General features: G+C 41.9%; 33 protein-coding genes. 19 read left to right on the plus strand and 14 right to left on the minus strand.

Annotated elements, in window-relative coordinates; translation table 11 throughout:
• Nucleotides 1-40: 40 nt before the first annotated feature.
• The 3 genes from EAH55_RS03795 to EAH55_RS03805 are packed head-to-tail and all read right to left on the minus strand — an operon-like array spanning nucleotide 41 to nucleotide 2,096.
• Nucleotides 41-316, minus strand: coding sequence for a hypothetical protein (locus EAH55_RS03795; protein ID WP_121808529.1), 276 nt, complete (start codon nucleotides 314-316; stop codon nucleotides 41-43).
• A gap of 4 nt (nucleotides 317-320) precedes the next feature.
• A complete protein-coding gene (locus tag EAH55_RS03800; RefSeq protein WP_121808530.1) occupies nucleotides 321-1,112 on the minus strand; it encodes an SDR family NAD(P)-dependent oxidoreductase in 792 nt (263 codons plus the stop codon).
• Between the two features lie 3 nt (nucleotides 1,113-1,115).
• Nucleotides 1,116-2,096: an NAD-dependent epimerase/dehydratase family protein gene (locus EAH55_RS03805; RefSeq protein WP_121808531.1), complete on the minus strand. Its 981-nt coding sequence runs from the start codon at nucleotides 2,094-2,096 to the stop codon at nucleotides 1,116-1,118.
• A 129-nt stretch (nucleotides 2,097-2,225) separates the two neighbouring features.
• Between EAH55_RS03805 and EAH55_RS03810 the strand changes: the two genes are divergently transcribed.
• The 4 genes from EAH55_RS03810 to EAH55_RS03825 all read left to right on the plus strand — a co-directional run bounded on the left by EAH55_RS03810 (nucleotide 2,226) and on the right by EAH55_RS03825 (nucleotide 4,920).
• Nucleotides 2,226-2,588, plus strand: coding sequence for a TM2 domain-containing protein (locus EAH55_RS03810; protein ID WP_112571564.1), 363 nt, complete (start codon nucleotides 2,226-2,228; stop codon nucleotides 2,586-2,588).
• 31 nt (nucleotides 2,589-2,619) lie between these two features.
• Complete coding sequence (locus EAH55_RS03815) at nucleotides 2,620-3,717, plus strand: Nif3-like dinuclear metal center hexameric protein (RefSeq protein WP_121808532.1); 1,098 nt, start codon at nucleotides 2,620-2,622, stop codon at nucleotides 3,715-3,717.
• Nucleotides 3,717-4,460 (plus strand): zinc ribbon domain-containing protein, encoded by a 744-nt coding sequence (locus tag EAH55_RS03820; RefSeq protein WP_114940928.1) that lies wholly within the window; start codon nucleotides 3,717-3,719, stop codon nucleotides 4,458-4,460. The genes EAH55_RS03815 and EAH55_RS03820 overlap by 1 nt, the downstream gene beginning before the upstream one ends.
• A gap of 82 nt (nucleotides 4,461-4,542) precedes the next feature.
• Nucleotides 4,543-4,920, plus strand: a complete 378-nt coding sequence (locus tag EAH55_RS03825; protein ID WP_121808533.1) for a ribosomal maturation YjgA family protein — start codon at nucleotides 4,543-4,545, stop codon at nucleotides 4,918-4,920.
• Here EAH55_RS03825 and EAH55_RS03830 read toward each other — a convergent pair.
• From EAH55_RS03830 to rsfS, 9 genes are all read right to left on the minus strand, one after another.
• A complete protein-coding gene (locus EAH55_RS03830) occupies nucleotides 4,892-5,506 on the minus strand; it encodes a hypothetical protein (RefSeq protein ID WP_121808534.1) in 615 nt (204 codons plus the stop codon). The two genes, EAH55_RS03825 and EAH55_RS03830, sit on opposite strands and share 29 nt — an antisense overlap.
• Before the next feature lie 40 nt (nucleotides 5,507-5,546).
• Entirely contained in the window at nucleotides 5,547-6,617 is a 1,071-nt protein-coding gene (locus EAH55_RS03835; protein ID WP_112571381.1) for a PA0069 family radical SAM protein, read from the minus strand.
• Between the two features lie 29 nt (nucleotides 6,618-6,646).
• Nucleotides 6,647-7,288 carry a response regulator transcription factor gene (locus tag EAH55_RS03840; RefSeq protein WP_114940925.1) on the minus strand — a complete coding sequence of 214 codons (642 nt, stop codon included), beginning with the start codon at nucleotides 7,286-7,288 and terminating at the stop codon, nucleotides 6,647-6,649.
• Nucleotides 7,254-8,084: a sensor histidine kinase gene (locus EAH55_RS03845; RefSeq protein WP_121808535.1), complete on the minus strand. Its 831-nt coding sequence runs from the start codon at nucleotides 8,082-8,084 to the stop codon at nucleotides 7,254-7,256. The genes EAH55_RS03840 and EAH55_RS03845 overlap by 35 nt, the downstream gene beginning before the upstream one ends.
• Complete coding sequence (locus tag EAH55_RS03850; RefSeq protein ID WP_121808536.1) at nucleotides 8,048-8,707, minus strand: hypothetical protein; 660 nt, start codon at nucleotides 8,705-8,707, stop codon at nucleotides 8,048-8,050. Before EAH55_RS03850 ends, EAH55_RS03845 begins: the two co-directional genes overlap by 37 nt.
• A 53-nt stretch (nucleotides 8,708-8,760) precedes the next feature.
• Nucleotides 8,761-9,132 (minus strand): hypothetical protein, encoded by a 372-nt coding sequence (locus tag EAH55_RS03855; RefSeq protein WP_114940922.1) that lies wholly within the window; start codon nucleotides 9,130-9,132, stop codon nucleotides 8,761-8,763.
• Between the two features lie 228 nt (nucleotides 9,133-9,360).
• Nucleotides 9,361-9,999: a LutC/YkgG family protein gene (locus EAH55_RS03860; protein WP_121808537.1), complete on the minus strand. Its 639-nt coding sequence runs from the start codon at nucleotides 9,997-9,999 to the stop codon at nucleotides 9,361-9,363.
• Between the two features lie 57 nt (nucleotides 10,000-10,056).
• Nucleotides 10,057-12,168, minus strand: a complete 2,112-nt coding sequence (ftsH, locus tag EAH55_RS03865) for an ATP-dependent zinc metalloprotease FtsH (protein ID WP_114940920.1) — start codon at nucleotides 12,166-12,168, stop codon at nucleotides 10,057-10,059.
• 90 nt (nucleotides 12,169-12,258) lie between these two features.
• Nucleotides 12,259-12,633: a ribosome silencing factor gene (gene rsfS, locus EAH55_RS03870; RefSeq protein ID WP_091167167.1), complete on the minus strand. Its 375-nt coding sequence runs from the start codon at nucleotides 12,631-12,633 to the stop codon at nucleotides 12,259-12,261.
• A gap of 47 nt (nucleotides 12,634-12,680) precedes the next feature.
• Between rsfS and EAH55_RS03875 the strand changes: the two genes are divergently transcribed.
• The 4 genes from EAH55_RS03875 (at nucleotide 12,681) to pfkA (ending at nucleotide 16,830) form a co-directional block, all read left to right on the plus strand.
• Entirely contained in the window at nucleotides 12,681-13,454 is a 774-nt protein-coding gene (locus EAH55_RS03875) for a biotin--[acetyl-CoA-carboxylase] ligase (RefSeq protein ID WP_121808538.1), read from the plus strand.
• A 16-nt stretch (nucleotides 13,455-13,470) separates the two neighbouring features.
• Entirely contained in the window at nucleotides 13,471-13,923 is a 453-nt protein-coding gene (locus EAH55_RS03880; RefSeq protein ID WP_121808539.1) for a protein-disulfide reductase DsbD domain-containing protein, read from the plus strand.
• A gap of 23 nt (nucleotides 13,924-13,946) precedes the next feature.
• Nucleotides 13,947-15,704 (plus strand): protein-disulfide reductase DsbD family protein, encoded by a 1,758-nt coding sequence (locus EAH55_RS03885; protein ID WP_121808540.1) that lies wholly within the window; start codon nucleotides 13,947-13,949, stop codon nucleotides 15,702-15,704.
• 145 nt (nucleotides 15,705-15,849) lie between these two features.
• Nucleotides 15,850-16,830: a 6-phosphofructokinase gene (gene pfkA / locus EAH55_RS03890; protein ID WP_114940916.1), complete on the plus strand. Its 981-nt coding sequence runs from the start codon at nucleotides 15,850-15,852 to the stop codon at nucleotides 16,828-16,830.
• A 36-nt stretch (nucleotides 16,831-16,866) separates the two neighbouring features.
• Here pfkA and EAH55_RS03895 read toward each other — a convergent pair whose 3' ends face one another.
• Together EAH55_RS03895 and EAH55_RS03900 are read right to left on the minus strand one after the other, a co-directional pair.
• Entirely contained in the window at nucleotides 16,867-18,237 is a 1,371-nt protein-coding gene (locus EAH55_RS03895; RefSeq protein WP_121808541.1) for a PAS domain S-box protein, read from the minus strand.
• 54 nt (nucleotides 18,238-18,291) lie between these two features.
• A complete protein-coding gene (locus EAH55_RS03900; protein ID WP_244228089.1) occupies nucleotides 18,292-18,828 on the minus strand; it encodes a 5' nucleotidase, NT5C type in 537 nt (178 codons plus the stop codon).
• 220 nt (nucleotides 18,829-19,048) lie between these two features.
• On the opposite strand from EAH55_RS03900, the gene EAH55_RS03905 reads away from it, so the two are divergent.
• From EAH55_RS03905 to EAH55_RS03955, 11 genes are all read left to right on the plus strand, one after another.
• Nucleotides 19,049-19,567 carry a 30S ribosomal protein S16 gene (locus EAH55_RS03905; protein WP_112571405.1) on the plus strand — a complete coding sequence of 173 codons (519 nt, stop codon included), beginning with the start codon at nucleotides 19,049-19,051 and terminating at the stop codon, nucleotides 19,565-19,567.
• Nucleotides 19,568-19,688: 121 nt separating this feature from the next.
• Entirely contained in the window at nucleotides 19,689-20,216 is a 528-nt protein-coding gene (rimM, locus tag EAH55_RS03910) for a ribosome maturation factor RimM (RefSeq protein ID WP_112571568.1), read from the plus strand.
• 164 nt (nucleotides 20,217-20,380) lie between these two features.
• Nucleotides 20,381-20,815: a hypothetical protein gene (locus tag EAH55_RS03915; protein ID WP_121808542.1), complete on the plus strand. Its 435-nt coding sequence runs from the start codon at nucleotides 20,381-20,383 to the stop codon at nucleotides 20,813-20,815.
• A gap of 68 nt (nucleotides 20,816-20,883) precedes the next feature.
• On the plus strand, nucleotides 20,884-21,321 hold the full coding sequence (locus tag EAH55_RS03920) for a hypothetical protein (RefSeq protein ID WP_112571409.1): 438 nt from the start codon (nucleotides 20,884-20,886) through the stop codon (nucleotides 21,319-21,321).
• The gene (locus EAH55_RS03925; RefSeq protein WP_022829645.1) at nucleotides 21,318-21,518 is read left to right on the plus strand and encodes a helix-turn-helix transcriptional regulator; all 201 of its coding nucleotides are present in this window, start codon (nucleotides 21,318-21,320) and stop codon (nucleotides 21,516-21,518) included. Before EAH55_RS03920 ends, EAH55_RS03925 begins: the two co-directional genes overlap by 4 nt.
• 16 nt (nucleotides 21,519-21,534) lie before the next feature.
• Nucleotides 21,535-21,924 carry a VOC family protein gene (locus EAH55_RS03930; protein ID WP_121808543.1) on the plus strand — a complete coding sequence of 130 codons (390 nt, stop codon included), beginning with the start codon at nucleotides 21,535-21,537 and terminating at the stop codon, nucleotides 21,922-21,924.
• Between the two features lie 149 nt (nucleotides 21,925-22,073).
• Complete coding sequence (locus EAH55_RS03935; RefSeq protein WP_121808544.1) at nucleotides 22,074-22,445, plus strand: VOC family protein; 372 nt, start codon at nucleotides 22,074-22,076, stop codon at nucleotides 22,443-22,445.
• A gap of 107 nt (nucleotides 22,446-22,552) precedes the next feature.
• Nucleotides 22,553-23,236 (plus strand): tRNA (guanosine(37)-N1)-methyltransferase TrmD, encoded by a 684-nt coding sequence (gene trmD, locus EAH55_RS03940; protein ID WP_121808545.1) that lies wholly within the window; start codon nucleotides 22,553-22,555, stop codon nucleotides 23,234-23,236.
• A 158-nt stretch (nucleotides 23,237-23,394) separates the two neighbouring features.
• Nucleotides 23,395-23,961 (plus strand): RNA polymerase sigma factor, encoded by a 567-nt coding sequence (locus EAH55_RS03945; protein ID WP_121808546.1) that lies wholly within the window; start codon nucleotides 23,395-23,397, stop codon nucleotides 23,959-23,961.
• Between the two features lie 44 nt (nucleotides 23,962-24,005).
• On the plus strand, nucleotides 24,006-24,497 hold the full coding sequence (locus tag EAH55_RS03950; protein WP_121808547.1) for a hypothetical protein: 492 nt from the start codon (nucleotides 24,006-24,008) through the stop codon (nucleotides 24,495-24,497).
• Nucleotides 24,498-24,502: 5 nt separating this feature from the next.
• The gene (locus EAH55_RS03955) at nucleotides 24,503-24,748 is read left to right on the plus strand and encodes a hypothetical protein (RefSeq protein WP_121808548.1); all 246 of its coding nucleotides are present in this window, start codon (nucleotides 24,503-24,505) and stop codon (nucleotides 24,746-24,748) included.
• The last annotated feature ends 7 nt before the right edge of the window (nucleotides 24,749-24,755 follow it).

Below are 24,755 nucleotides of genomic sequence, written 5' to 3' on the forward strand. Positions count from 1 at the left end.
AACAATTATGCAAACTAATCTGCCGGGGATGGCAAGGGCATCAGCCCTCAAAGGCGGGAGTTATGATATTATGATTAACCAGGATCCGCATCAGCATATCAACCGAAAAATCGCGGGTAATATCAATACTGATAAAATCGGTTTCGCCATTTTTCACCTCGCAGGCATCGCGGTCAAAATACAATACCAACCCGCGCATGCTGCCCGAAATAATAACAATACGCTCGTTATTAATAAGCTTAAAGCTATTGCGCGTATGCTTAAAAAAGCTGCAGAGGTTTTTAATATGCCTATACGTAAGTAATGAAATGATCATGCCGTCAGCTTTTAATAATGGTGGCCAGCCGCTGCCTTATAATGATTTCCTTAACAGCAGCGGGCAGCAAACTGTTTAATAAAACAAGTACCCGGTTTATCATACCCGGGATAATTTCTTTTTTCCCTTTCAACAGGCCATCTATCGCTATACGTGCTACGTGTCCCGGCTCCATAATGGTTGCCTTTGATATGCCTTTAAGCTTATTATTCATCACCAGCAATTCGGGCTTGGTATTAATACCTCCAGGGCTAAGCAAGCTGATCTTCACATTTGAGCCATGCAGTTCCAGCTGTAAACATTTGGTAAAATACCTGATAAATGATTTGGTAGCGCCATACACCTGCTTTTTAGGTACCACAAACAAACCGCCCAAACTGCCCACATTTAATATGTATGAAGTACAAGCAGTATCGGCCTGGGCCAGAAATAAGCGTGTAAGCAGTACAGGAGTAATCACGTTCAGTTCAATTTGTTTTTTGTAGAAACCAATATTCAGATCCTCAAACCACGACCAGTTGCCCAAACCGGCATTGTTAATAAGCAGGTGGGTTGTAATTTGCTCAGCACTAAGGTAATTAAAAATTGCCGGGTAACTTTCTGCAAGTGTTAAATCAATTTCAAGATAATTCACCTTAACCTCAAAGTTTTTGCGGATAAAGGAAGCCAATTCAGGCAAGCCGGATGCAGGCAATGAAACCAATACCAGGTTAATATGGCGCGATGCCAGTTCAATGGCAAACGACTTGCCCAGTCCTTCGCTGGCGCCGGTTATGATGGCTGTTTGAGTGATCACGGTTCAGGCTTGTTTAAGGTAATTAATTGTTTTATGCATCCCCTCAGCAAAAGGAGTTATCCGGTAGCCCAGATGTGTTATGGCCTTATTGCTGCTATATTTCTGATCGTACTTTAAACGTTCGGCAAACTCGGGCAAAAAGAAGGGGCGTAAACCAGTAAGCTGTGTTTTAAGCTTTTCGACATGACTATAAAATTCAATCGCCTTTAGCGGCAGGTGGATCAGCCGGTGCTGTTTGCCGGATACCTCACAAACCGTATTAAAAAATTCGTTAAAACTGATATCCTCTCCACCCAAAATATAGCGTTCTCCGCTTTGGCCTTTATCCATAGCTGCAATATGGCCCTCAACAACATCACTTAAAAACGCATAATTGGCCACCTGCTCACCGTTACCGGGAATAAAGCGCCATTTGCCGCGCATATAGGCCGAAACCATTTTGCCAACCGTATTGCTTTCGGTAACCGGCCCCTCGCCATAAACCCGTGACGGATTTACCGTAACTATTTGTATCCCGTGTTTTATAAAATTTTGTACCTCAAGCTCGGCCAGGTATTTGGTACGCTCGTAAGCAATAGGAAAACCCGCAATCCGCGGATCATTTTCGCTCATGGGATGCTTAACCGTTGGGCCCCATACACCACAGGTAGATGTATAAACCATTTTTTGCACACCTGCATTGGCAGCAACTTCAAGCACATTACGGGTGCCTACAACATTGGTTTCATGATAGTCATCGGGGTTGCGGCACCACATTTTGGCCATAGCCGCGGTATGGTACACCTGCTGGCAGTCCTGCATAGCCCTGCCCAAACTTTGCCGATATAAGATATTGCCCGTAACCGGCTCAATGTTTTTATGCTTTATTAAATACGGATGATCGGTATTGCGGCATAGAGCTTTAACCTCGTAGCCCTGCATAGCCAAAATCAGGCTAAGCTGCCTGCCAATAAAACCTGTTGCCCCGGTTACTAAAACTTTCATACAGGTATTACAACCGGATATAGGTTTACCCCTATCCGTAATAGCTAAATTTTTCAGAATGATTAACTATTAGGTTTAACGGCAGAATTATTTAAATTTGAAATAACTATCAAACAAGCCTTACCTAAAATGAACATGTACCAGGACCCACACAGCACTTTCGCCGGCTTTTCACCCGAAGAAATGGGCTTTTTACAACATGCTACTCCTGACTTGACCGAAAGCCAGAAAAAATACTTCTACATGGTGTACAGCAACAAGCGTAAAAATTCGCAGGATATATTGTTATTTACCTTGCTGGGTTTTGTTGGCTTCGCAGGTATACAGCGCTTTGTATTGGGCCAAATTGGCATGGGTATCCTTTACTTTTTAACAGGAGGGCTTTGCGTTATAGGTACTATTGTCGATTTGATCAACAATAAGTCGATAACTTTGGAGTATAATAAAAACATGGCTTACGAAAGCTACCAGATGGCTAAAATGAGTAGTTAAACAAGCCATTATTTATCTCTAAACTTGCTTAATGAAATTATCCGCCTTAACCGCTTACCTTGAAAGCTTAGCGCCGCTTAACTACCAGGAAGATTATGATAATTCCGGTTTAATAGTTGGCAATCCGGACCAGGAAGTGAGCCAGGCCTTGGTTTCGCTTGACTGTACCGAAGCCGTGGTTGACGAAGCTATCGCAACAGGTTGCCAGGTGATCATATCGCATCATCCAATAGTTTTTAAAGGGCTTAAAAAATTCAACGGCAAAACCTATGTGGAGCGCGTGGTTGAAAAAGCCATTCGCAAAGGCATTGCCATATACGCCATTCATACCAATTTAGATAGCATTATGACCGGGGTTAACGCCCGCATCTGCGAAACTTTAGGGCTGAAAAATACCCGGATCCTGCTTCCTAAACATAACCTGATCAAAAAGCTTGTTACCTATGTGCCCCTAAGCCATGCTGATGCCGTACGCGACGCCTTGTTTAGCGCTGGAGCAGGTAACATCGGCAATTACAGCGAAACCAGCTTTAATGCCGAGGGTACCGGAACATTTAAAGGCAATGATGCCGCTAATCCCTACGTTGGCGAAGTTGGCAAACGTCATAGTGAAAATGAGGTTAGGATAGAAACTGTTTATCCGGCCAATTTGGAAAGTAAGATCCTGATGGCGCTGATCCTGGCCCATCCTTATGAGGAGGTGGCTTATGATCTTTACAATTTAACCAATCAGCATCAGCAGGTTGGCTCCGGAATGATTGGTGAACTGGAAATACCAATCAATGAGGAAAGCTTCCTGTTTCATGTAAAGGATAAGATGCGTACCCATGTGATACGGCATACTAAATTATTGGGCAAACACGTTAAAAAAGTAGCTGTTTGCGGAGGCTCGGGAGGCTTTTTGCTGAAGCATGCCATAGCCGCCGGAGCCGATATTTTTATCACAGCCGATTACAAGTATCATGAGTTTTTTGATGCCGAAGGAAAGATAGTTATCGCGGATATCGGACACTTTGAGAGTGAACAATTTACGCAACAATTATTGTATGAAATAATTAGGAAAAAATTCCCTATCTTTGCCGTCCGTTTAACAGAAGTAAATACAAACCCCGTCAAATATTTTATTTAATGGAACAAACCGTAGAACAAAAGCTTAAAGCTTTATACGAGCTACAAACTATCCACACCAAGATTGACAGGATCCGCCAGGTAAGAGGCGAATTGCCAATGGAAGTTGCAGACCTTGAGGACGACGTTGCTGGCCTTGAAACCCGCATCCAAAAAATCAAAGGTGAACTTGACGATGTGGAAGATGACATAGTTACCCGTAAAAACCTGATCAAAGAAGCTCAGGCAAACATCAAAAAATACGAAGGCCAGCTTAACGAGGTTAAAAACAACCGCGAATATGACGCTATCTCAAAAGAAATTGAGATCCAGGGCTTAGATATACAGGTTAGTGAGAAGAAGATCCGTGAATACGGCTTCGAAATCACTAACAAAACCCAGGTTTACGAAAAAGCACTTGCTGACTTAGAAGCTCGTCAGAGCGACCTTGACGCAAAGAAAGAAGAATTAGGCACCATTACCGCCGAAACTGAAAAAGAAGAAACCGAATTGAACTCACAAGCTGCAAAAGCAATGGATAACATTGAAGAGCGCTTGTTAACTGCTTACACCCGTTTACGTCAAAATGCTAAAAACGGCCTTGCAGTTGTAACTATTCAACGTGATTCATGCTCTGGTTGCTTTAACCAGATCCCGCCTCAGCGCCAGTCAGATATCCGTCAGCGTAAAAAGATCATCGTTTGCGAGCATTGCGGACGTATCCTTGTTGATGAGCAAATGGCTTTAGAGGTAGAAGAAGCATAAGCAACCACTTATAAAGTTAAATATATCAAAGGCACCCGATGGGTGCCTTTTTTGTTGCGCTTATTTAGCCGATATTTATTGCATGCTTAAAAACCGTATAACCTTTTTCATATTAATAATATTAACCATTATACTGGGCCTACTATCCCGGCACTTTAAATTCATCCCATTATTTATAGGCGATATTTTATGGGCTACCATGATTTATTTTATCATGCGGTTCCTGTTTATCAACAAACCCGTTAGGTTTAATGTAATTGCCGCCTTAATCTTTTGCTTCGCGATAGAGTTTAGCCAGCTTTATAAAGCGCCCTGGATAAATGACCTGCGACACACCTTGTTTGGCAGGTTGGTTTTGGGCGAAGGCTTTTTGTGGAGCGATTTGTTGTGTTATGTGATTGGGGTAGGGATGGGTGTTGGGGTTGAGAAAGCTATTTTGAAACGTAACCGGCCCCGATAATCGCGCTGTGTATTTGTTTATATAATTTATTCAGAATACTATTTTGATTGTGTCGATAATGCATATTCAACTGCTTTTCATCCGAATACTTAAAAGATAGATTAAATTGATCGACATGTTTTTCTATAAATTCACTACCCCAGTATATTTTAAAAATAGAAACACAGGTATGATCACGAATTACATTCATCAATACAAGCTTTCCATTATTCATTACTTTAATTTGTGGCGATAAAATCCTGGCTATTTTAATTTCAGCTATCCCTTTAGAAACCGTGTTGAAGAATTCCTGATCTATTAACTTAGCCTTATATTCATTACACTCATCAAATCGTTGCAGGTATGATTTTCCATTCTCCAACCATACAACATATTTGATATCGTACACAGTGCATTGCCCATCAACAACAAGCCTTGGATGAACTCCGCTACAGCTCACATTATAAACAATATACCTGCTAACGTTTTCATTCTTAAAGGTGTCAAGCTTTGCTTTTACTTTATCATCGGTTGTAAGTGCGTAACTCTGAGCGCAGGCGGAGGTTTTAGTACAAATTGCGAATATGATAAGCAGTAGGTATCTCATAAAGCAATATACAAATCACAAGCTAAAGTAACTTACCCCCTCAAAACATACTCGTCTGTTTTCCTTTCCTCGGCACAAATAAACTATAGTCGTATTCTGGCATTTGCCTGTCGCCCATGAAGCGCTTACAGGCCATTTTAAACATTTGGTGAATGGATTCGGCCACTTTGCCCTCGCCGCTCATCCTACGGCCGTAATCGCTGTCATTTAGCTGCCCATCGTGTGTTGACCGGATCATGTTCAACACCTTTTCGGCCCTGTCCGGAAAAGCTTTGTAGATCCAGTCGCTGAAAATTTCGGCTATGCTACCATTCAGGCGTACCATCGTAAAACCAGCGGCTAAAGCTCCCCTGTCGGCCGCCGCTTTGATGATATTGGGTACTTCGTTACTATTTAAGCCCGGGATGATAGGCGCTGCCATTACCCGTACTGGAATGCCCCTTTCTGATAGTTTTTGTACCACTGCCAAACGGCCTGTCGCGGTTACTGTGCGAGGCTCCAATTTTTGACGTAATTGCTCATTAAGCGACGTAATGGATACATTTACATGCACCAGGTTCAGCTTGGCCATATCGGCAAGCAAGTCGATATCCCGCAGGATCACGTTGTTTTTGGTGATGATACTTACCGGGTTTTTGTATTTCCAAAAAACTTCCAATAACCTTTGTGTTATCCCCAGCTTGCGTTCAACAGGCTGATAGCAATCTGTATTGCCCGAAAGCATGATGCAAACCGGCTGGTAATTTTTTTTGTTGAAATATTGCTCCAGAAGCTCCGGGGCATTTGGTTTAATAATGATCTTCCGTTCAAAATCAAGCCCGGCGCTAAAACCATAATATTCATGGCTGTTACGGGCATAACAATATATGCAACCATGCTCGCAACCTTGGTAAGGATTGATGGAATACATATGGCTTAAATCGGGACTGTTGGATTCGCTTACAATTTTTTTCGGTGTTTCTTCAAAAAGTTGGGTGTTGGTGTTTTCGAGCAATGGCTCGTCAATACCCTCGATATGATCAAGTACATACTTGTTTTTCAGAAACTTATTGTGCGTGTTTACCTGTGCCCCGCGTCCTTTAAAAAATTCCGGATTTTCCTCATGTGACATTGAACAAATTTGCTAAATTAATTAGCAAATTACAATTCAATCAATTTATTTTTTATGCTGTATAAAACCAGCCCTACGCGGCTCTTGATCTGGAGTTTTTCAAAAAGCTGATCGCGGTAGCTATCAACGGTACGCACGCTGATATTCATAGCCTCGGCTATTTCTTTATAAGTAAGCTCGGTTCCCGTAAAACGAAGAAACTCAATTTCGCGCGGGTTGAGTTTGATATTCTCTAATTTGCTGTTGAAATTGGTAATCAGGTGACGGGTTACAAATTCCGGGTAGTAGAGCTCACCCTGCGAAACTTTCAGTAGTGCATCTTCCACCTCATAAGGTTCCGAATCTTTAAGCAGATAGCCTTTTACGCCCATTTTAACCATGAGCAACACCTTTTCGGCATCCTCAAACATAGATAAAATGATAATCCGCACACCTGGGTATTTTGACCTGAGTACCTGGGCCGCTTCTACGCCATCCATAACGGGCATGCTAATATCCAGCAATACGATATCCGGAACAGTGCCGCTCTTGATAGTGTTTACCAGCTCCTGTCCGTTTGCAGCCTCAAATAGTATGTTATATCTTTTGAAATTGGTTACAAGAGCAGCCATACCACTCCTGAAGAGTTTGTGGTCATCAACTAAGGCTATTTGAATGGGTTCCTTTAGCATAAATTTGTTGTACCAGGGGATTGAACGACAATTTTATCTGACAACCCTTACCAGGCGAACTGGTAATAATTACATCCGCGCCTACTAAAGCTGCCCTGTTTTCAATGTTCCGTAACCCCGAACCGCCCTTATTTTCAACCTTTTCGGCATTGAAACCAGCACCATCATCTTCGACGAGCAAATTAAACATTTGTGCAGTATAATACAAACTGATTTTAAGGTTAGCCGCCTTAGCGTATTTCAAGGTGTTATTTACCGCTTCCTGAAATATGCGAAATATCACGAGCTCCCGCTGTTCACCCATACTGTATACATCCCCTTCTACAGTAAAAACAGCATTGATAATACCACTGCGGGTTAAGCGCTCCGTTTCGGCTTCAAGTACTTTTATGAGCCCCAGCGAGCTGATATGCTCAAAGCTCATGCTTTTCGAAAGGTTCCTTAAATCATTAATAGTTTGCGAAATCAATTCCCGGTTTTCGTTTACACGGCCTTTCTTTTCTTCGTCCAGACTATTGTTAAGCAAACCGAGGTTTAGTTTTACAAATGATAAAACCTGGGTGATATTATCATGGATCTCACGGCTGATATCATTGAGGGTTTGCTCCTGGATCTCTATCTGGGTTTTTAGCATCTCCTGCTTAAACGAAGCTTTCAGATTTTCGCGCTCCAGCAGGTTCTTGTTCTGCTTTTTTTGATACATAAGCATAAACCCAATAATGAATACGCCAAGCAACAGCATAAAAGCGGAACCCGCTATTATAACGAGGATAACCTGTTCTTCTTGAAAGAGCATATAAAGGCTATTGAAAATAAAAAATTCAATGCAAAAGTTGTTAGGTTGAGCAGCGTTGCCGTTATCAAATAAAAATGATAATTATTCCGATACGCCATATAACTAAAACATGAGTAAAAAAACGTTGTGGATAAGTAATAAAAAAATATGCCAGTTAATGCCAGGAAAGGAGGGTGGGTTATCAGCTCAATATACTCGTCGCTATCATTGTTCAAGAGGCGATAGTAATAATCACAGATCATCCATATCAAAAAAAGATCCTGTATAAGGGTAGCTGCAGTAGCCCTTTTCCAAATCCCCCCTTGTACAAATAAAATATCAAGTATTGATAGCAAGATGACTACCCCAGCACCTATATAAACCTTCTTTCGTCTTTCAATGCGCTCATCAAATCCCTGTATAAACCATGTAAAAAAGGCAAATAGCAGAATGTCTTCAATATTATTACACCACGCGTTTGAATGATAGATATTTAGCCAGCCAAAAATGTTCACAAAATCGTAAACAAGCAAAAAACTCAATAAGGGCAATAATCGCTTAAAGTTCTTATCAAGTCCTTTATATGTAAAAAGGCAGCATACAAAAGCCACCACATCCATTACATAGTAAAAATTCTCCAGCATGAATGCTAAAATAACATATATACTTTAGCATTCATGAAACTGGTTGATTTATTCTATCCCTGGCACATAGGCGGGCATTCTCTTCCGCTGCTTAAAGCTGCAAGCCCGTTTACCGACAGGTTTGCAACCTGATCACTCTGTATGGCATCAATATGTTCATCTTTACCCTCGCCTGCAACAGTACCAACAATAGCTACCGACGTTTGATGCGGCGCATTGCTATGATCGGCATCATGAACTCCGAAATGCAACCTTACACCAGTGGCTTCAGGTGGCAAATTATTAACAAACTCCTTCAGCTTATCGATCGAGATCCATGTCGATTCGGTATCGTTAACTTCGTGATGTTTATCAATAACTGCTTTTCGGGTTTCCTTATACCGGGCTACCATTTCCCTGGCTGTTTTTAAGTCAATAGGGTCCATAAATTTCGGGGTTTAATTTTGCCCCCAATCTATATAATTATTACAAAACAACCTATCCGTTATTTAACGGTTTTATACCCCGTTAAAACACGGTAATTAAAGGATAGAAGGGAGAAGGTGAAAGGATAAAGGCGAAAAGATGAAGGCGAAAAGTAAAAACAATAAAGCTAAGCCTAAATCCAGATCAGAAAACATCAACGAAATCAGCGCAATCTAAAAAATCAGCGGTCAACCTTCCAGCATAAAAACAAACAGTTCCTTAGGGCCATGGGCTCCTAAAACCAGTGTTTTTTCGATATCAGCGGTGCGGCTCGGACCGGTTACCGTACTGATCATGGATGGCAGCTGGTTTTCATATTTAGCTTTGATGAGTTTAAAACCATCTTTCAGGTCCATAACCATTTGCGAGGTATAGGCCAATACAATATGTACCGATGGATAGATACTCAACCTGCGGCCGGCCATGTTTCCGTTCGAAAGCAGGATACTGCCATTACGGGCAATTAACGCTTCGCAAAGGGTAAATCCCACTTCGGCCTGTTCAAAGTCTTTATCGGTTTCGTAGTGAGGGTATTCAAACTGGTTCAGGATCTCCTGCAATTTGGGTTCCCAGCAGTAAATTTTATGCCATTTGCGTTCTTCGGCAAGGGTGAGCAGGTTTTCAATAAACTGCAGCTCATCTTCGCAAAAAACAAACTGACCTGCCACATTGGTGAACTGCTCGGCAAAGATTACCTCGGGCATTTCTTCGGAAGGAGGGTAAAGGGGAAGATCTTCCAGTTGAGGGTACGGGTTATCCCTTTTTTCCAAAAGCGCTTTCCTGATTTTTTTAAGCAGTTTTTCTTTTGATGTGGTGATATCCCTCATGGCTACAAAAAAGCAAAGCCACCAGCTTGGCCGGTGGCTTTGTATTATTATTTAAAATTAAAGTTTTGGATCTTCGCTGTCTACTCTTGACAGTTCAGGATTAGTCAGTGTATCAGGAATAGCGTTGTTATCCACATCCGGGTTTAACGCGGCCTCGCCGTTTACAAACTTATCATAGGTAGTACGCTCGTCAAACGGACGTTTACCTAATATCTCTTCCAGATCACTTTGGAATAATACTTCTTTTTCCAACAGCTTTTGAGCTATCTTTTCAAGGCCATCGCGTTTAGCATTCAACAGGTCTTTAGTTTTTTGATAAACCACATCAACCAGTTTACGCACTTCAGCGTCAATCATTTCGGCAGTAGTATCAGAGTAAGGTTTGTTAAACTGGTACTCGCCCTGTGGATCGTAGAATGATACGTTACCAACACTATCGTTCATACCATAAATTTTGGTCATGGCATAAGCAAGTTTGGTGATACGCTCTAAATCGCTCAGGGCACCGGTTGAAATTTTACCGAAAACGATATCCTCAGCAACACGGCCACCCATTGATACACTCATTTCATCAAGCAACTGCTCGGTAGTGTATAAAAACTGCTCTTTTGGCAGATATTGGGCATAACCCAAAGCGGCAACACCACGAGGTACGATAGATACCTTAACCAATGGATCGGCATGTTCCAGGAACCAGCCTGCAATAGCATGACCAGCTTCGTGGTAAGCAACAATGCGTTTCTCTTCAGGAGAGATGATTTTGTTTTTCTTTTCTAAACCGCCGATAACACGGTCAATAGCATCCTGGAAATCGGTCATATCAACCGACTCTTTATTTTTACGGGCAGCAATCAGCGCGGCCTCATTACAAACGTTAGCAATTTCGGCACCTGCAAAACCCGGGGTTTGAGCCGATAATTTTTTGGCGTCAACACCGTCAGATAATTTGATAGGTTTCAGGTGAACTTTAAAGATCTGCTCACGACCGATCAAATCCGGTTTATCGATAGATACCTGCCTGTCGAAACGTCCCGGACGCAGTAACGCTGAGTCCAATACATCCGGACGGTTGGTAGCAGCCAGGATGATGATACCAGAATCGGTACCGAAACCATCCATCTCAACCAATAACTGGTTCAGGGTGTTTTCGCGCTCATCGTTACCACCAACTATATTGTTTTTACCACGGGCACGACCAATAGCGTCAATCTCATCGATGAAGATGATACAAGGCGCTTTATCTTTTGCCTGGCGGAACAGATCACGTACACGTGACGCACCCACACCAACAAACATCTCCACAAAGTCAGATCCTGAAAGTGAGAAGAATGGCACCTGCGCTTCGCCGGCAACAGCTTTAGCAAGCAAGGTTTTACCTGTACCAGGAGAACCTACAAGCAGTGCGCCTTTCGGAATTTTACCACCCAGGTTGGTGTATTTTTTAGGATTTTTAAGGAAATCCACAATCTCCATTACCTCCTGCTTGGCTTCTTCCAAACCGGCAACGTCATTAAACGTAACGGTTACCTGGGCTTCTTTATCAAACAGGGTAGCTTTTGATTTACCAATGTTGAAGATCTGGCCACCCGGACCACCGCCCGAACCACCGCTCATTCTGCGCATGATAAAGATCCATACACCGGCAAATAAGATCACCATAATAACACCTTGTACCAACCAGTTTGATAACAGGCTTTCGTGGCCCTGCTCAAATTGCAACGATACTTTCTGATCATCTGGTACATCTTTCTGAGCATCAGCAATTGATTTTTTCAGACTCTCGTAAGAGGCATCTGTAAAAGTAAACTGCGGACCGCTGCTGGTGCTTGTATTGAAAAAGTTTTTGTCTTTAGATACGTTATTGGCAAAATACGGCTTTGATAAGCTTTGTTGTTTGATATAAACATCGGCCATTACCAAATCACCACTTTTATAAGCTACAATTTTCTGAACATCATTGGTACGAAGCATGTTAGCTTCAAACTCCTGGAAAGTAACCGGTTTGCCCGATCCGCCGTTTAACAAGGCCGGGATCAATAAAAAAGCCAGGATAACAATACCATATAACCACATGATATTGAACTTTGGCGGTTTTGGAGAGGGCTTCTTGTTCACAATTTTTCGGATAGGTCTTGGATTTTCTGATTTAGAATCTTTAATATCTTTCATTTCTTTTAACGAGCTCAAACTTACAATCTATAATTTAAATTTTACGCGGTAACAGTAAGACTATGCGTTGAGCCTTTTTGTGACGGATGTTTATGCACTTTTATAATATTTAATATCTGCATCGCCCCACAAATCTTCCACTCCATAAAACTCACGTTTATCGGTCCTGAACACATGGATCACAACATCCACATAATCAAGCAGTATCCACTCGCCATGCTCAATTCCCTCTTTGCGCCAGGGTTCGGCTTGGGTGGCTTTGAAAATTTCATCCTCAATGCTATTTGCAATAGCTTTTACCTGTGTCGACGAATCAGCATGACAGATTACAAAATAATCTGCTACTGAACTGAAAATATTACGAAGGTCTAACCTAATAATATCATTGCCTTTTTTTTCCTGGATACCATGTATTGCCAGTTCTGAAATATAGGCAGATTCACTTAACACTTTGTTTTTTACCATCAAAAAGAATTAGTTTTGAACGTTTTTGAGTATAAAATTATTACACTTTGCAAAATAACATATTTTCAGGATTATTTGTTGGTCAAAATTTAGTAACAATTAAACAAGTTGACTCAACAAATAGTTTTCTTAAAAATCTACTGTCAAATTCCACGCCAGTACCTGAAGGTACGGTCATTATGGCAGAAGAGCAATATGCCGGCCGTGGCCAGCAACAAAACACCTGGCATAGCGAACCCGGAAAAAATCTCACTTTCAGTCTGTTATTAAAACCTCATTTTTTAGCCATCGCCGATCAGTTTGACCTGAACCGAGCAGCAAGCCTGGGCGTATATGACGCATTGCAACCCATCCTGGGCGAGCAGCTAAAGATCAAATGGCCCAATGACATCTATTACGGCGACCGGAAACTTGGCGGTATGCTCATTGAAAATACCATACAGGGCGGGCAGCTAAAAGACTCGGTTATTGGCATCGGCTTAAACATAAACCAGGAAAATTTCCCTTCCGGGGCATCAAATGCCACTTCTGTCAAACAAATCTTACAAAAGGATTATGAATTAACCCTGTTATTATCGGAAATTTGCAACTGCCTTGAAGTATACTATCTGAAACTCAAGGCTGGCGAAGTTGATTTTGTAAGGAATACTTACTTAAGCCGACTATACTGGTTAAACGAGGTTAAAAGCTTTGAGTCAAACAACAGAGTTTTTAATGGCACTGTAAAAAATGTACTGCCAAATGGCTTGCTGGTTATTGAAGATACTAAGGGGCAGCAATTGGAGTTTAACCTCAAAGAATTGAAATTTTTAAACAAATAAATAACTTAAAACACAAATGAAGAAACTATTGGTATTGGTAACCGCGCTTATCATCAGCGTTGGCGCTTACGCCCAGATCGAATCGCCGGTAAGGTGGTCATACGCGGCAAAAAAAATGAATGATAATGAAGCTATTGTATACTTAAGAGCAACTATACAAAACGGCTGGCACATTTATTCACAAACCGTAAAAGACGGCGGCCCAATAAAAACTTCATTTGAGTTTACCCCATCAAAATTATATGCTCCTGTTGGTAAAACTTCTGAGCCAACTCCTGTCACCAAATACGAAAAGTCATTCAGCATGAATGTGAGCTATTTTGAAAAGGAAGTTGTTTTTAGCCAAAAAATCAGTTTAAAATCGCCCAAAGCAACAGCGGTTACAGGTAAATTAACCTTTATGACCTGTAACGATATGAAATGCCTGCCACCAGAAGATGTTGAGTTTAATATTCCTTTAGGTAAATAATTCAGCACACCTTAACAGTAGTCATGAAATTATTAAATAGAGGCGCTTCCCTACGCGCCGGGCTTATCACATTAATTACCCTGATCATCCTTAATATAGCGGGAGCTAACCCGGTTTATGCTGTGCAGGCAAAATCTGCCGATACTACCGCAGCAGCTGCCGGTATTACGTTTACAGATATCCCAACCGCTGCCGACAGCTTGGCTATCAGGAAAAAGCATGCCGACTCTGTAAAAAAAGCGGAAGCGGCAAAGCCAGCAAAAGCAACCACCGCCGCTTCAAAAACAGCAGAAAAGCCAAAATCACTCTGGCAGATCTTTATTGAAGGCCTATTAGGTGGCTTCACAGCGGTAATTTTGCCTTGTATCTATCCCTTACTGCCTTTAACTGTAAGCTTTTTCACCAAAAAAAGTGGCAGCAGAAGCAAGGCTGTTATGCAATCACTTATTTACGGGGTATCAATCATCGTAATTTATGTTACGTTAGGCTTACTGATCTCTATAATTTTCGGATCGGACGCGCTTAACGAGCTGGCCACTAACGGCATATTTAATATTTTCTTCTTCCTGCTGCTCATCGTATTCGGCATTTCCTTTTTGGGCGCGTTTGAAATTACCCTGCCAAGTTCGCTGGCCAATAAACTGGATGCAAATTCGGATAAAGGTGGCCTTGCAGGTATATTTTTTATGGCATCAACACTGGTTGTTGTTTCGTTTTCGTGTACAGGCCCTATTATAGGTACATTACTGGTTGACGCCGCTTCAAAAGGCGACAGGCTTGGCCCGGCAATGGGGATGTTTGGCTTCTCGTTAGCGTTAGCTTTACCGTTTACCATATTCGCTTTATTCCCTTCGGCACTTAAAACCCTGCCAAAATCAGGCGGATGGCTTAACAGCGTAAAGGTTGTATTGGGCTTCCTTGAGTTGGCATTTGCATTGAAATTTTTATCAAATGTGGATCTGGCTTACCACTGGAACTGGTTTGACCGCGAAATATTTTTATCGCTATGGATAGCCATCGGCTTGCTGATTGGGCTTTATCTTATTGGTAAGATCAAGTTTTCGCACGATAGCGATGTTAAATACCTAAGCATCCCGCGCACTTTCCTGGCTATAATTACTTTCGCGTTTGTTATTTACATGATTCCAGGCTTGTGGGGAGCGCCTTTAAAATCAATAAGCGCGTTTTTACCTCCCGAAGCTACCCAGGATTTTAACCTGTCGGCTATTCCTGATGGTTCTGGCTCATCGGCAGCAGCTCCCTCAGCGGTTATACCAGCAAGTATTGGCGAACGTAAGTATGCTGCAAACTACACCCGCATTAAAACCAAAGGTTTAGATGCATGGTATGATTATGACCAGGCCTTACAGGTTTCAAAAGCATTGCACAAACCAATCCTTATTGATTTCACCGGCTTTAATTGTGTTAACTGCCGCCAGATGGAGGCCAATGTATGGTCTGATCCGCAGGTGTTTAGTCGTTTAAAAAATGATTTTGTATTGCTGCAGCTTGTGGTTGACGATAAAGTTGAGTTACCTGCTTCTGAACAGTTTGTATCAGATTACAGCGGTAAAAAGATCACTACACTTGGTGGCAAATGGAGCAACCTTGAGGCCCAGCGTTTCAATGCAAACTCGCAACCGCTATACGTAATGCTTGACAGCGACGGCAATTTAGTAAAGGATGCTTCTGGTGCCGAAATAGCGCCATCACCCGCAAATTATAACATTGCCAGCTATCTTAAATTTTTAGACAGTGGCATAGCGGCTTACAAAAAATAGGGATCGAGTTAAAAAAATAAATGTAAATTCGCGCAAAATTCAAATTCTGCGTTTTATTGGTTAGGCGCGGGGTTTAAATAAAAACAATATTTACAACCCTAATTAGTTATGAATAGGTTAGCCTGTTTATAACCAACACAAAAAAATGACTCAGATCAAAAATATCGGCGTTTTTACTTCAGGTGGTGATGCACCCGGAATGAACGCTGCCATAAGAGCGGTTGTACGTGCCGCGATGTATTACGGAATTGAAGTCACGGGTATTCGCCGTGGTTACGACGGTATGGGCAAAGGTGATTTTTTCACCATGAACCGTAAATCCGTTTCAAACATTATTCAGCGTGGCGGTACTATACTTAAAACGGCAAGGTGTGATGATTTCAGAACGCCAGAAGGCCGTAAAAACGCTTATGAACAACTGGTAAAACATAAGGTTGATGCATTGGTAGCCATTGGCGGCGACGGTACTTTTACCGGCGCTAAAGTTTTTGGCAGCGAATACGATATTCCGGTAGTTGGTTTACCAGGCACTATCGATAATGACCTTGTAGGTACCGATTTTACCATTGGTTATGATACCGCCATTAACACTGTTGTTGATGCCGTTGATAAGATCAGGGACACTGCCGAATCGCACGACCGTTTATTTATTGTTGAGGTAATGGGCCGCGATTCCGGACTGATTGCTTTACGTACCGGTATTGCTACCGGCGCCGAGGCCATCCTGATCCCTGAAAGCAAAACCGGGCTCGAAGGTTTATTTAACCGCCTTGAGTTTGGCCGCAAAGACAAAACATCACGTATTGTAATTGTAGCCGAAGGTGACGATACCGCAGGTGGCGCGTTTGAAGTTGGTCGTCTTGTTCAGGAAAAATTCCCTAACTATGATACCCGGATCTCTATTTTAGGCCACATACAACGTGGTGGTGCACCAAGCTGTATGGACAGGGTACTGGCAAGCCGCGTTGGCGCTGCTGCCGTTGAAGCTTTAAGAGACGGACACCGCAACGAAATGATCGGCCTCATCAACGGAGAAGTAGCTTATACGCCATTTGAGCATGCCATTAAACATCACCAGGGTATTGATCCTAACATGATTAAGCTGGTTGAAATGTTATCTATGTAATTTCAGCTAAAACGATAAATAAAACAGCCCGGGCTACTACTTAGTCCGGGCTGTTTTATTTGGCATGGTGCTGTCAACAACAAGCCGGATAGCGGCATCAATTTCGGCGCTCACGGTAAACAGATGAGCTATGATCTCTTTATTCTCGGGATTATAAAAATCTTCGCGATCCATTAAACCTATAAGGCCCAGCATACTTGCTACCGGTCGGCGCAATTCATGCGAACTTAATGAGGCGATGTTTCTTAAACGCTCGTTTTGGTCAACAAGTTCTTTCTGTATTTTGAGCCTTTCGGTAATATTATGTCCGAAGCATCCCGCACCAATGATATCGCCGGCAGCTGTGTAGATGGGGTTAAAGCTCACCTCAAAATATAAACTCTGTCCGTTCACAGGATCAATACTTTCACTGATGATTGAATAACGCTCACCGTTTAAGGCGCGGTTATAGTAAACCGTCCAGTCGTCAATTATTTGCCGGCTAAAACCCTCGTGTTTATAAGAATATTGGCCTCTATATGGTTTTACACCGGTTAAATACGTAACCTGCTCAACATAAGCCTGGTTCATATAAAGGTAACGTAATTCCTTGTCAACCGACCAGATATGATCCTGAGTATTGTTGATCAGTGCTTCAAGACTGTCTTTGATTTGCAAAGCCTCTTCCCGCATTTGCATTTGCGGGGTAATATCCCGGCCAATGCCCTGTACTTCAAATATATCCCCTTCGTTATCGGCTATGGAAACAAACTCCCATTCGGTATCATGAAGTGTGCCGTCTTTAGCAGGCTTTTTGTGAATAAGCCTGATGATCTTGCCGGGATTGTTAATACAATTAGAAAAAGCTTCCTCGCACAGATGGGCTTCCTCCGGAATTGTTGTTTTTGAAAAGTGATGCCCGATAATTTCATCTACGGCATATCCAAAAGTTTTCAAAAACTGGCGGTTAACAAAGCTGAACTTACCATCGATGCCTATCCTGACCAAAAAATTGGTTTGCGAATTAATAAGCGAATCTAAAAACCGCTCGCGCAGGCCAATTTCTCCAAAAGGGCCAGGAGTTGAAATCACTGCCAGGGCATTTGTGATATTACTTAATATGATCTTATGGCCGGTAAGCCCATCAACAGTAAGTGTCCGTTTTTCGGTCAATTGTTTTTGATTGGCTTCCAGGTGATAAGTCATCTGGATCGACTCGCCGGGAGGCAAGTCAGCGGTAAGCCGTTCAATATCGGCCAGCACCTTAGGCTTTACCAGGCCATTCAAAAAATTGGTATTTTGATGAAGATGCTCGACCCCTACACCAAAAAGGCTATAAAAGTTTTCGCTTACAAACAGGTATTTCTGTTCGTCAAGATCAAAAACAATGGTACAATTTCCTTTTGTAGCAGGGTTTGGGTTAAACATGGAAACAAGCCGTAATTATTTAAAGGTATAGCTATTTATATGATAAACAAACAACTACAATAATTTTTCGGCAACCTCTTTCCAGGTATTTACCCTTTCATAATCGGTAAGCAGCATGTTATGCGGCGATGTATAAAGTATTTTGCGGCCATTAAATGTGGCGAAGTTCTTAATCCGGTCGTCAATCATGATATCCACATCCAGGATCTTATGTCCGCAAAAAATAATGTTTGTCCATGATATAAAAGGAAAATGTTCTTCAAGCCAGGCCTGCTTATCCTCCAGGGAATACTTGAATTCCATAGCAGCCGATGCTATATACACATCATATTTATCGTGCAGGGCTTTCACCACTTCCTGCGCATCGGGCATTACGGGGATATCCCTGAAAAAGCCACGCTCATTAATATATACGCGCAAAGTTTCACTTAGGTGAGGCGGCAGGATCTCCCTAAACTCCTTGCCTTCCATATTGCCAAGGCTTATTTCTTCTTTATGCCTCTCTTTATACATGCTGATGAATTTGCCAATGGTATCGGCAATAACTTCATCCATATCAATTGCTATACGTGTTTTCCGGGTGATGCTCATGGCAGGTAAGTTCCGATTTTTTTGATTTACTGCAATGTTAAGTTTGAAAAAACGACAATTAACAAGTAAAAAACTACCGTTTATCATGCAACTCCTTAAGCCACACAGCTAAAAGATAAATAATTAATTATCAGCTATTTTTAATTGTGATAAAAATTAATACCTTTGCATCCCCGCAGAAAGAACTCCGGGGATAATGTTGAATACATAAAAATTTACAATGGCAACTAAGATCAGACTACAAAGACACGGTAAAAAAGGTAAACCTTTTTATTACATCGTGGTAGCAGACGCACGCGCTCCACGTGATGGACGCTTCATTGAGCGTTTAGGTTCATACAACCCAAACACTAACCCAGCAACTATCGACATCAACTTTGACAAAACTTTAGATTGGGTTAACAACGGTGCCCAGCCTACTGACACTTGTCGTGCTATCCTTTCATACAAAGGTGTGCTTTACAAAAAACACTTACAAGGTGGTGTTAAAAAAGGTGCTTTAACAGAAGAGCAACTTGAAACTAAATTTGCTGAATGGCTTGACCAGAAAGACGGCAAAATCACCGGTAAAAAAACCAGCCTTAACGTTGCTAAAGACGAAGCCCGCAAAGCTGCTTTAGCTGCTGAAGCTAAAAAGAGCGAAGAAAAAGCTGCTGCTATCGCTGCTAAAAACGCTCCTGTTGCTGAAGAAGAAGCTCCTGCAGAAGATGCAGCAGCAGAAGCTGAAAGCGCAGAATAATTATTTGATTAAGCGTACAGAACGCAGGAATAACATTTATCTTGAATCTTTACGTTTGATTTCTTAAATCCGGATAATGGCGAGGCAAACAGCTTCGCCATTATTGTTTAACTCATTTTATATGAAAGCTGAAGATCATTTCAGGATAGGTACAGTTTTAAAAACCAAAGGCCTGAAAGGCGAATTGCAGATATACGTTGATTTTGATGGTATTGAAGATATTAAGTTCAATGCTGTATTTATTGATATTGCCGGGAAGATGATCCCTTACTTTGTATCATCAATAAAGTACCTGCAAAAAAGCAACGCCTACCTTAACCTGGAAGACGTTGACACCATTGAAAAAGCCTCGGCACTGGTTAAGCGGGATATTTACCTGCCCAATAAACTAAAGCCTAAAAAGAAGAAAGGCGAATTTACCTTAAATGACGTGGAAGGCTTCATTGCCATCGACGAAACCCATGGCGAACTGGGCGAGATCCTGACTGTGCAGGAATATCCTCAGCAATTGATAGCTACCGTTCAGTATAAAAATAAGGAAGTACTGTTTCCGCTTAACATCGAGATCATTAAAGGCATTGATGTTGAAGGCGGCGAAATTTATATCGACTTGCCCGAAGGCCTGCTGGATATTTACCTGGAAGGATAGCGTTTGAGATGCAAGACTTTTAGAAGTAAGAAATAAAAATTTTAAAACCGATGCCCGTGTCCCCACGGGCATTTTTATATGGTAAAATTTAAAAAAATATTTTGTCAAATATATTTGACATTTGTAAAGTTTGTTTTACTTTTGGTAAGCCAAACTTTACAATTATGAAATCACGTTTTTTATTCCCGCACTATTGTCGCTTAATTGGTTACCTATGCTTTGTCATAGACATATTAAAAGCAATCATTTTAAAGCTACTCCATCCCCAGGGCTTCACCCAAACAGGAGATGTTCCCAATATCTGGATGAATATCACAAACGACTTTAATATTATCATCGTTATCATAGGATTATTGCTTATAGCTTTCTCCAGAGAAAAAGACGAAGACGAACTTATTTCGCAATTGAGGTTAGATTCGCTACAATGGGCAATATATGTAAACTATTGCCTTTTTTTGATTTTAGTCGTTTTGATACATGGCTTTAAATTTCTTGAAATTGTAGCCTACAATGTCATTACTCCTTTGATATTCTTTATCATCCGGTTTAGATGGAAGGTTTTTTTATTAAATAGAAACCTCGCAAAAGAATCAAATTAAGCTACACTTGATTCAATAAGAAAAATTCAGAGTACAGCCATCTTGTGTTTCGAGCAAATCTTACAATCATGAAATCACGCTTTTTATTTCCGCACTGGTTCAGGTACCTGGGGCTCGCGCTTTTCCTGATCCATATCCCCATCGTAATGTTTAAAAAGGAGATGGGCTTTAGCATGCATGACGAACCCGATAGTGACAATCTTTTTAACAGTCATCACATCTTTTTCATGACCACCACGCTGCTCATGGCCATCGGCCTATTCTTTATTGCTTTCGCGAAAGAGCGCATAGAGGATGAACAGATCTTTAAGCTCAGGCTCGATTCATTGCAGTGGGCTATTTATGTAAATTATATACTTTTGGTGGTGAGTTTAATTTTAAGCAAAGACACCGAACATATTTTGTTTTTAAATTTATTGGTACCGCTTGTGTTTTTTATTGTGCGTTTCAGGTGGAAGATTTTCCAGAACAACCGCCTCATCAATAAGGAAGAGGGGCAGGCATGAAAAATAACATCAGGGTTGAACGCGCCATCAAAAATATAACCCAGGCCGAGCTTGCCGAGCTTATTGGTGTATCGCGCCAAACCATTAATACCATCGAAAGTAACCGGTATGTACCATCAACAGTGCTGGCCTTAAAAATAGCCCGCGTATTTGGAAAACCGGTTGAGGAAATTTTTTCTTTAGACGAAGAGGATTAACCAAACCAATATAACCATGGCAACAAAACCAAGTTTCGCACCGCAGTTAGCCATTCCGCACGGGATAACCGATATCAGCTTTTATAGTAAAGCCTTAGGGGCTGTCGAGCTCAGGCGTTTCAGCAATGATGATGGCAGCATTCATGTGTCAGAACTATCTATAGACGGCACCATCTTCCACCTGCACGAAGAAACCGAACGAACGGCTGTACTTTGCCCGGATACCGTAAAAGCTACCAGCGTTACTATCGGCCTTTTTGTTGACGATGTACATGCTGTTGTTGAGGCCGCCAGGCAAGCCGGCGCAAAAGTAGATTCTGAAGTAACGGATTGGGATTACGGTTACCGCCAGGGCGATTTTATTGACCCATTCGGGCACCGATGGATGATTGAGAAGGTTATTTAACAAAATAAATACATTTAAATCATGTCATTGCGAGCGAAGCGTGGCAATCTCGTAGCCAATGCATATTCGATTTGTATAGCTACGAGATTGCTTCGTCGTTCCTCCTCGCAATGACATAATGTATAACTAAATATTAACGCTTACAAACCATGGCAAAGCAACCCAACTACGGCAACGGTAAGATATGTTATGTTGAAATACCTGCCACCGATATAGAAACATCGGCAAAGTTTTTCCAAACTGTTTTCGGTTGGCAAATCCGAACCGACAATCATGGCTCCACCTCATTTGATGACGGCGTGGGCGAGGTAAGCGGCATGTGGGTAACCGGTCGCGAGCCGATGGGTAAAGCCGGTCTGCTGATATCTATTATGGTTGATGATGCCGAAGAAACACTTAAACTCATAGTAGCCAATGGCGGCATCATAACTCAATCTATAGGTAAAGATTTCCCAGAGATCACGGCTCACTTTACGGATCCGGCGGGTAATTTATGGGGGATCTACCAGCATAGAGGATAGCCTAAAGAAGCAAGACTCCAAGAGTAATGGGTCAAGACAATTTCGGAGAGAGGACATTTTTCAGTAATCTTGCATCCTGATTCTTTTATCCTGAGTCTGAAGAAAGTATGCGTTTCGATATCATCTCTGTCTTACCCGGTTTGCTTGAAAGCCCTTTTGCACATTCTATTTTGCAGCGTGCGCAGAAAAAAGGAATTTCTGAAATTGTAGTCCACAACCTGAGAGACTATGCCACCAATAAGCAAAAAAGCGTAGATGATTATCCTTACGGAGGTGGCAGCGGCATGGTGATGACCATTCCCCCATTTGCGGCATGCATCGAAAAATTAAAATCTGAGCGGGAATACGATGAGATCATCTTCATGTCGCCCGATGGCGAAACACTGAACCAGGCTATCGCCAATCAGCTTTCTATCAAAAAAAATATCATCATCCTTTGCGGGCATTATAAAGGCATTGATCAGCGTATCAGGGACATTTATGTTACCCGCGAGATCTCGATAGGTGATTATGTACTCTCGGGCGGAGAACTACCTGCAGCCGTACTGGTTGACGCCGTGGTGAGGCTTATCCCCGGTGTATTAAGCGATGAAACATCGGCCCTGTCCGATTCATTCCAGGACGACCTGCTGGACGCCCCGGTTTATACCCGCCCGGCCGACTGGAACGGCCATAAGGTACCCGATATACTTTTAGGCGGCAACACCCCCGAAATTGAAAAATGGCGTCACGAGCAAGCTATAGAGCGTACAAAGGCCCGCAGGCCGGATCTTTTGGATAAAGGAGAGTAGGTTTCTTTTCTCCGTAGAGACGCATCACATGCGTCTAATTGTTATGGCAACCATATCGCAGAAGACGCATGTGATGCGTCTCTACAAACCCTCAACCAATTTCCTTAAATTAGATTGCAACCAATTAATGCATACTGCATTATAGTAGCGTTGCAGCTATGAACCATAACCACACCGAAGCCGAGCTTATTGAACAATGCCGTACCAACCCGGCTGCTTTTGGGCAGGTGTTTGACCGTTGGTATAAACCCGTGTTTGGTTATATCATGCGGCGTTGCGGCGATTATGATATTTCCAGGGATATTGCTGCCGAAACTTTTCTGAAAGCATTTTTAAAAATAGGTTCATTTAAATGGAAGGGCATAAGCCTGTCGTCATGGCTTTACCGTATTGCTACTAACGAGCTCAACCAATATTACCGCAGCAGCAAATACAAACCCGAATCGTTACAGCAGCTGCTGGAAAACCCGCAGATGGAAAAACTGTTACATGACCATGCCGGTGACGAGCGGGAAATGATGGAGCAGGAACTGAAGGCATATCATGACTATAACCGCATCCGCGAAAACCTGCTTAAACTGGATATCAAATACCAGGAGGTGATTTCATTACGCTACTTTGAACAAAAAACCAATACCGAGATCAGCGAGATCCTGGATAAAAATGAGGGCACAGTAAAATCACTGCTTTCGCGCGGATTGGAGAAATTAAGAAACATGCTTTAACCACTGCAACCAAAATCAATTAATGCATTATAAGGGTAATTAACATGAAAGATCAGGACGAATTTTTAAAGCAAATGGAAAATTTAGAAGTACCCGATGTAAACCCATCCCGCCATCAAGATGTAGTAAAAATGGCCATTATGAACGCAGGGCGTTCGGCCACCCTGGGACTATGGTTAGTGATAGTCCCCTGTTATTTTTTGATATGTGTATTCATGTATTATCACTTCCATATCAATGCAAACTGGTTTAGTTCTATGTTCAGCATGATGGTTCAGCTGGAGAAGGTACCCTATATCGATTATATAGGTCCGCTGGTATTATTTATACTGCCTGTTGTTTGTATAGTGATCAACCTGTTGTCCATTATCCACGTACAGGTTCAGCAAATAGATCCTTACAGGCCTAAGGTAAAGGAACTCAATATCAGTATCCGGTTAAAACTATGGAACATTGTACTGATCCTCATCAGCCTTGCCATTGTGTTGGTGTTCATCAATTTCGCCATGACAGAAAACATATCCATCAAAAACTAAGCATCATGAAATTAAACTGGTTTACCCGCAAAGGGATCATCTACCTGCCTGTATCCATTATTGGCTGGGTTATATTAGCCATAGCGTTGGCTTATGCAGTTTTTACATTTATTGATATTGACAAACACTCACATTCGGTAAGCGATACGCTTATCAACTTTGTATTCAATTTGCTATTGACTGGGCTTATATATACGCTGATTGCGTATTTTACAGAGAAGAAGCCTGTTACTGTGACCATTGAAAAATGAAAACCGA

It is taken from the genome of Mucilaginibacter kameinonensis (assembly GCF_003675385.1).
In the GTDB taxonomy this organism is placed as follows: Bacteria; Bacteroidota; Bacteroidia; order Sphingobacteriales; family Sphingobacteriaceae; genus Mucilaginibacter; species Mucilaginibacter kameinonensis.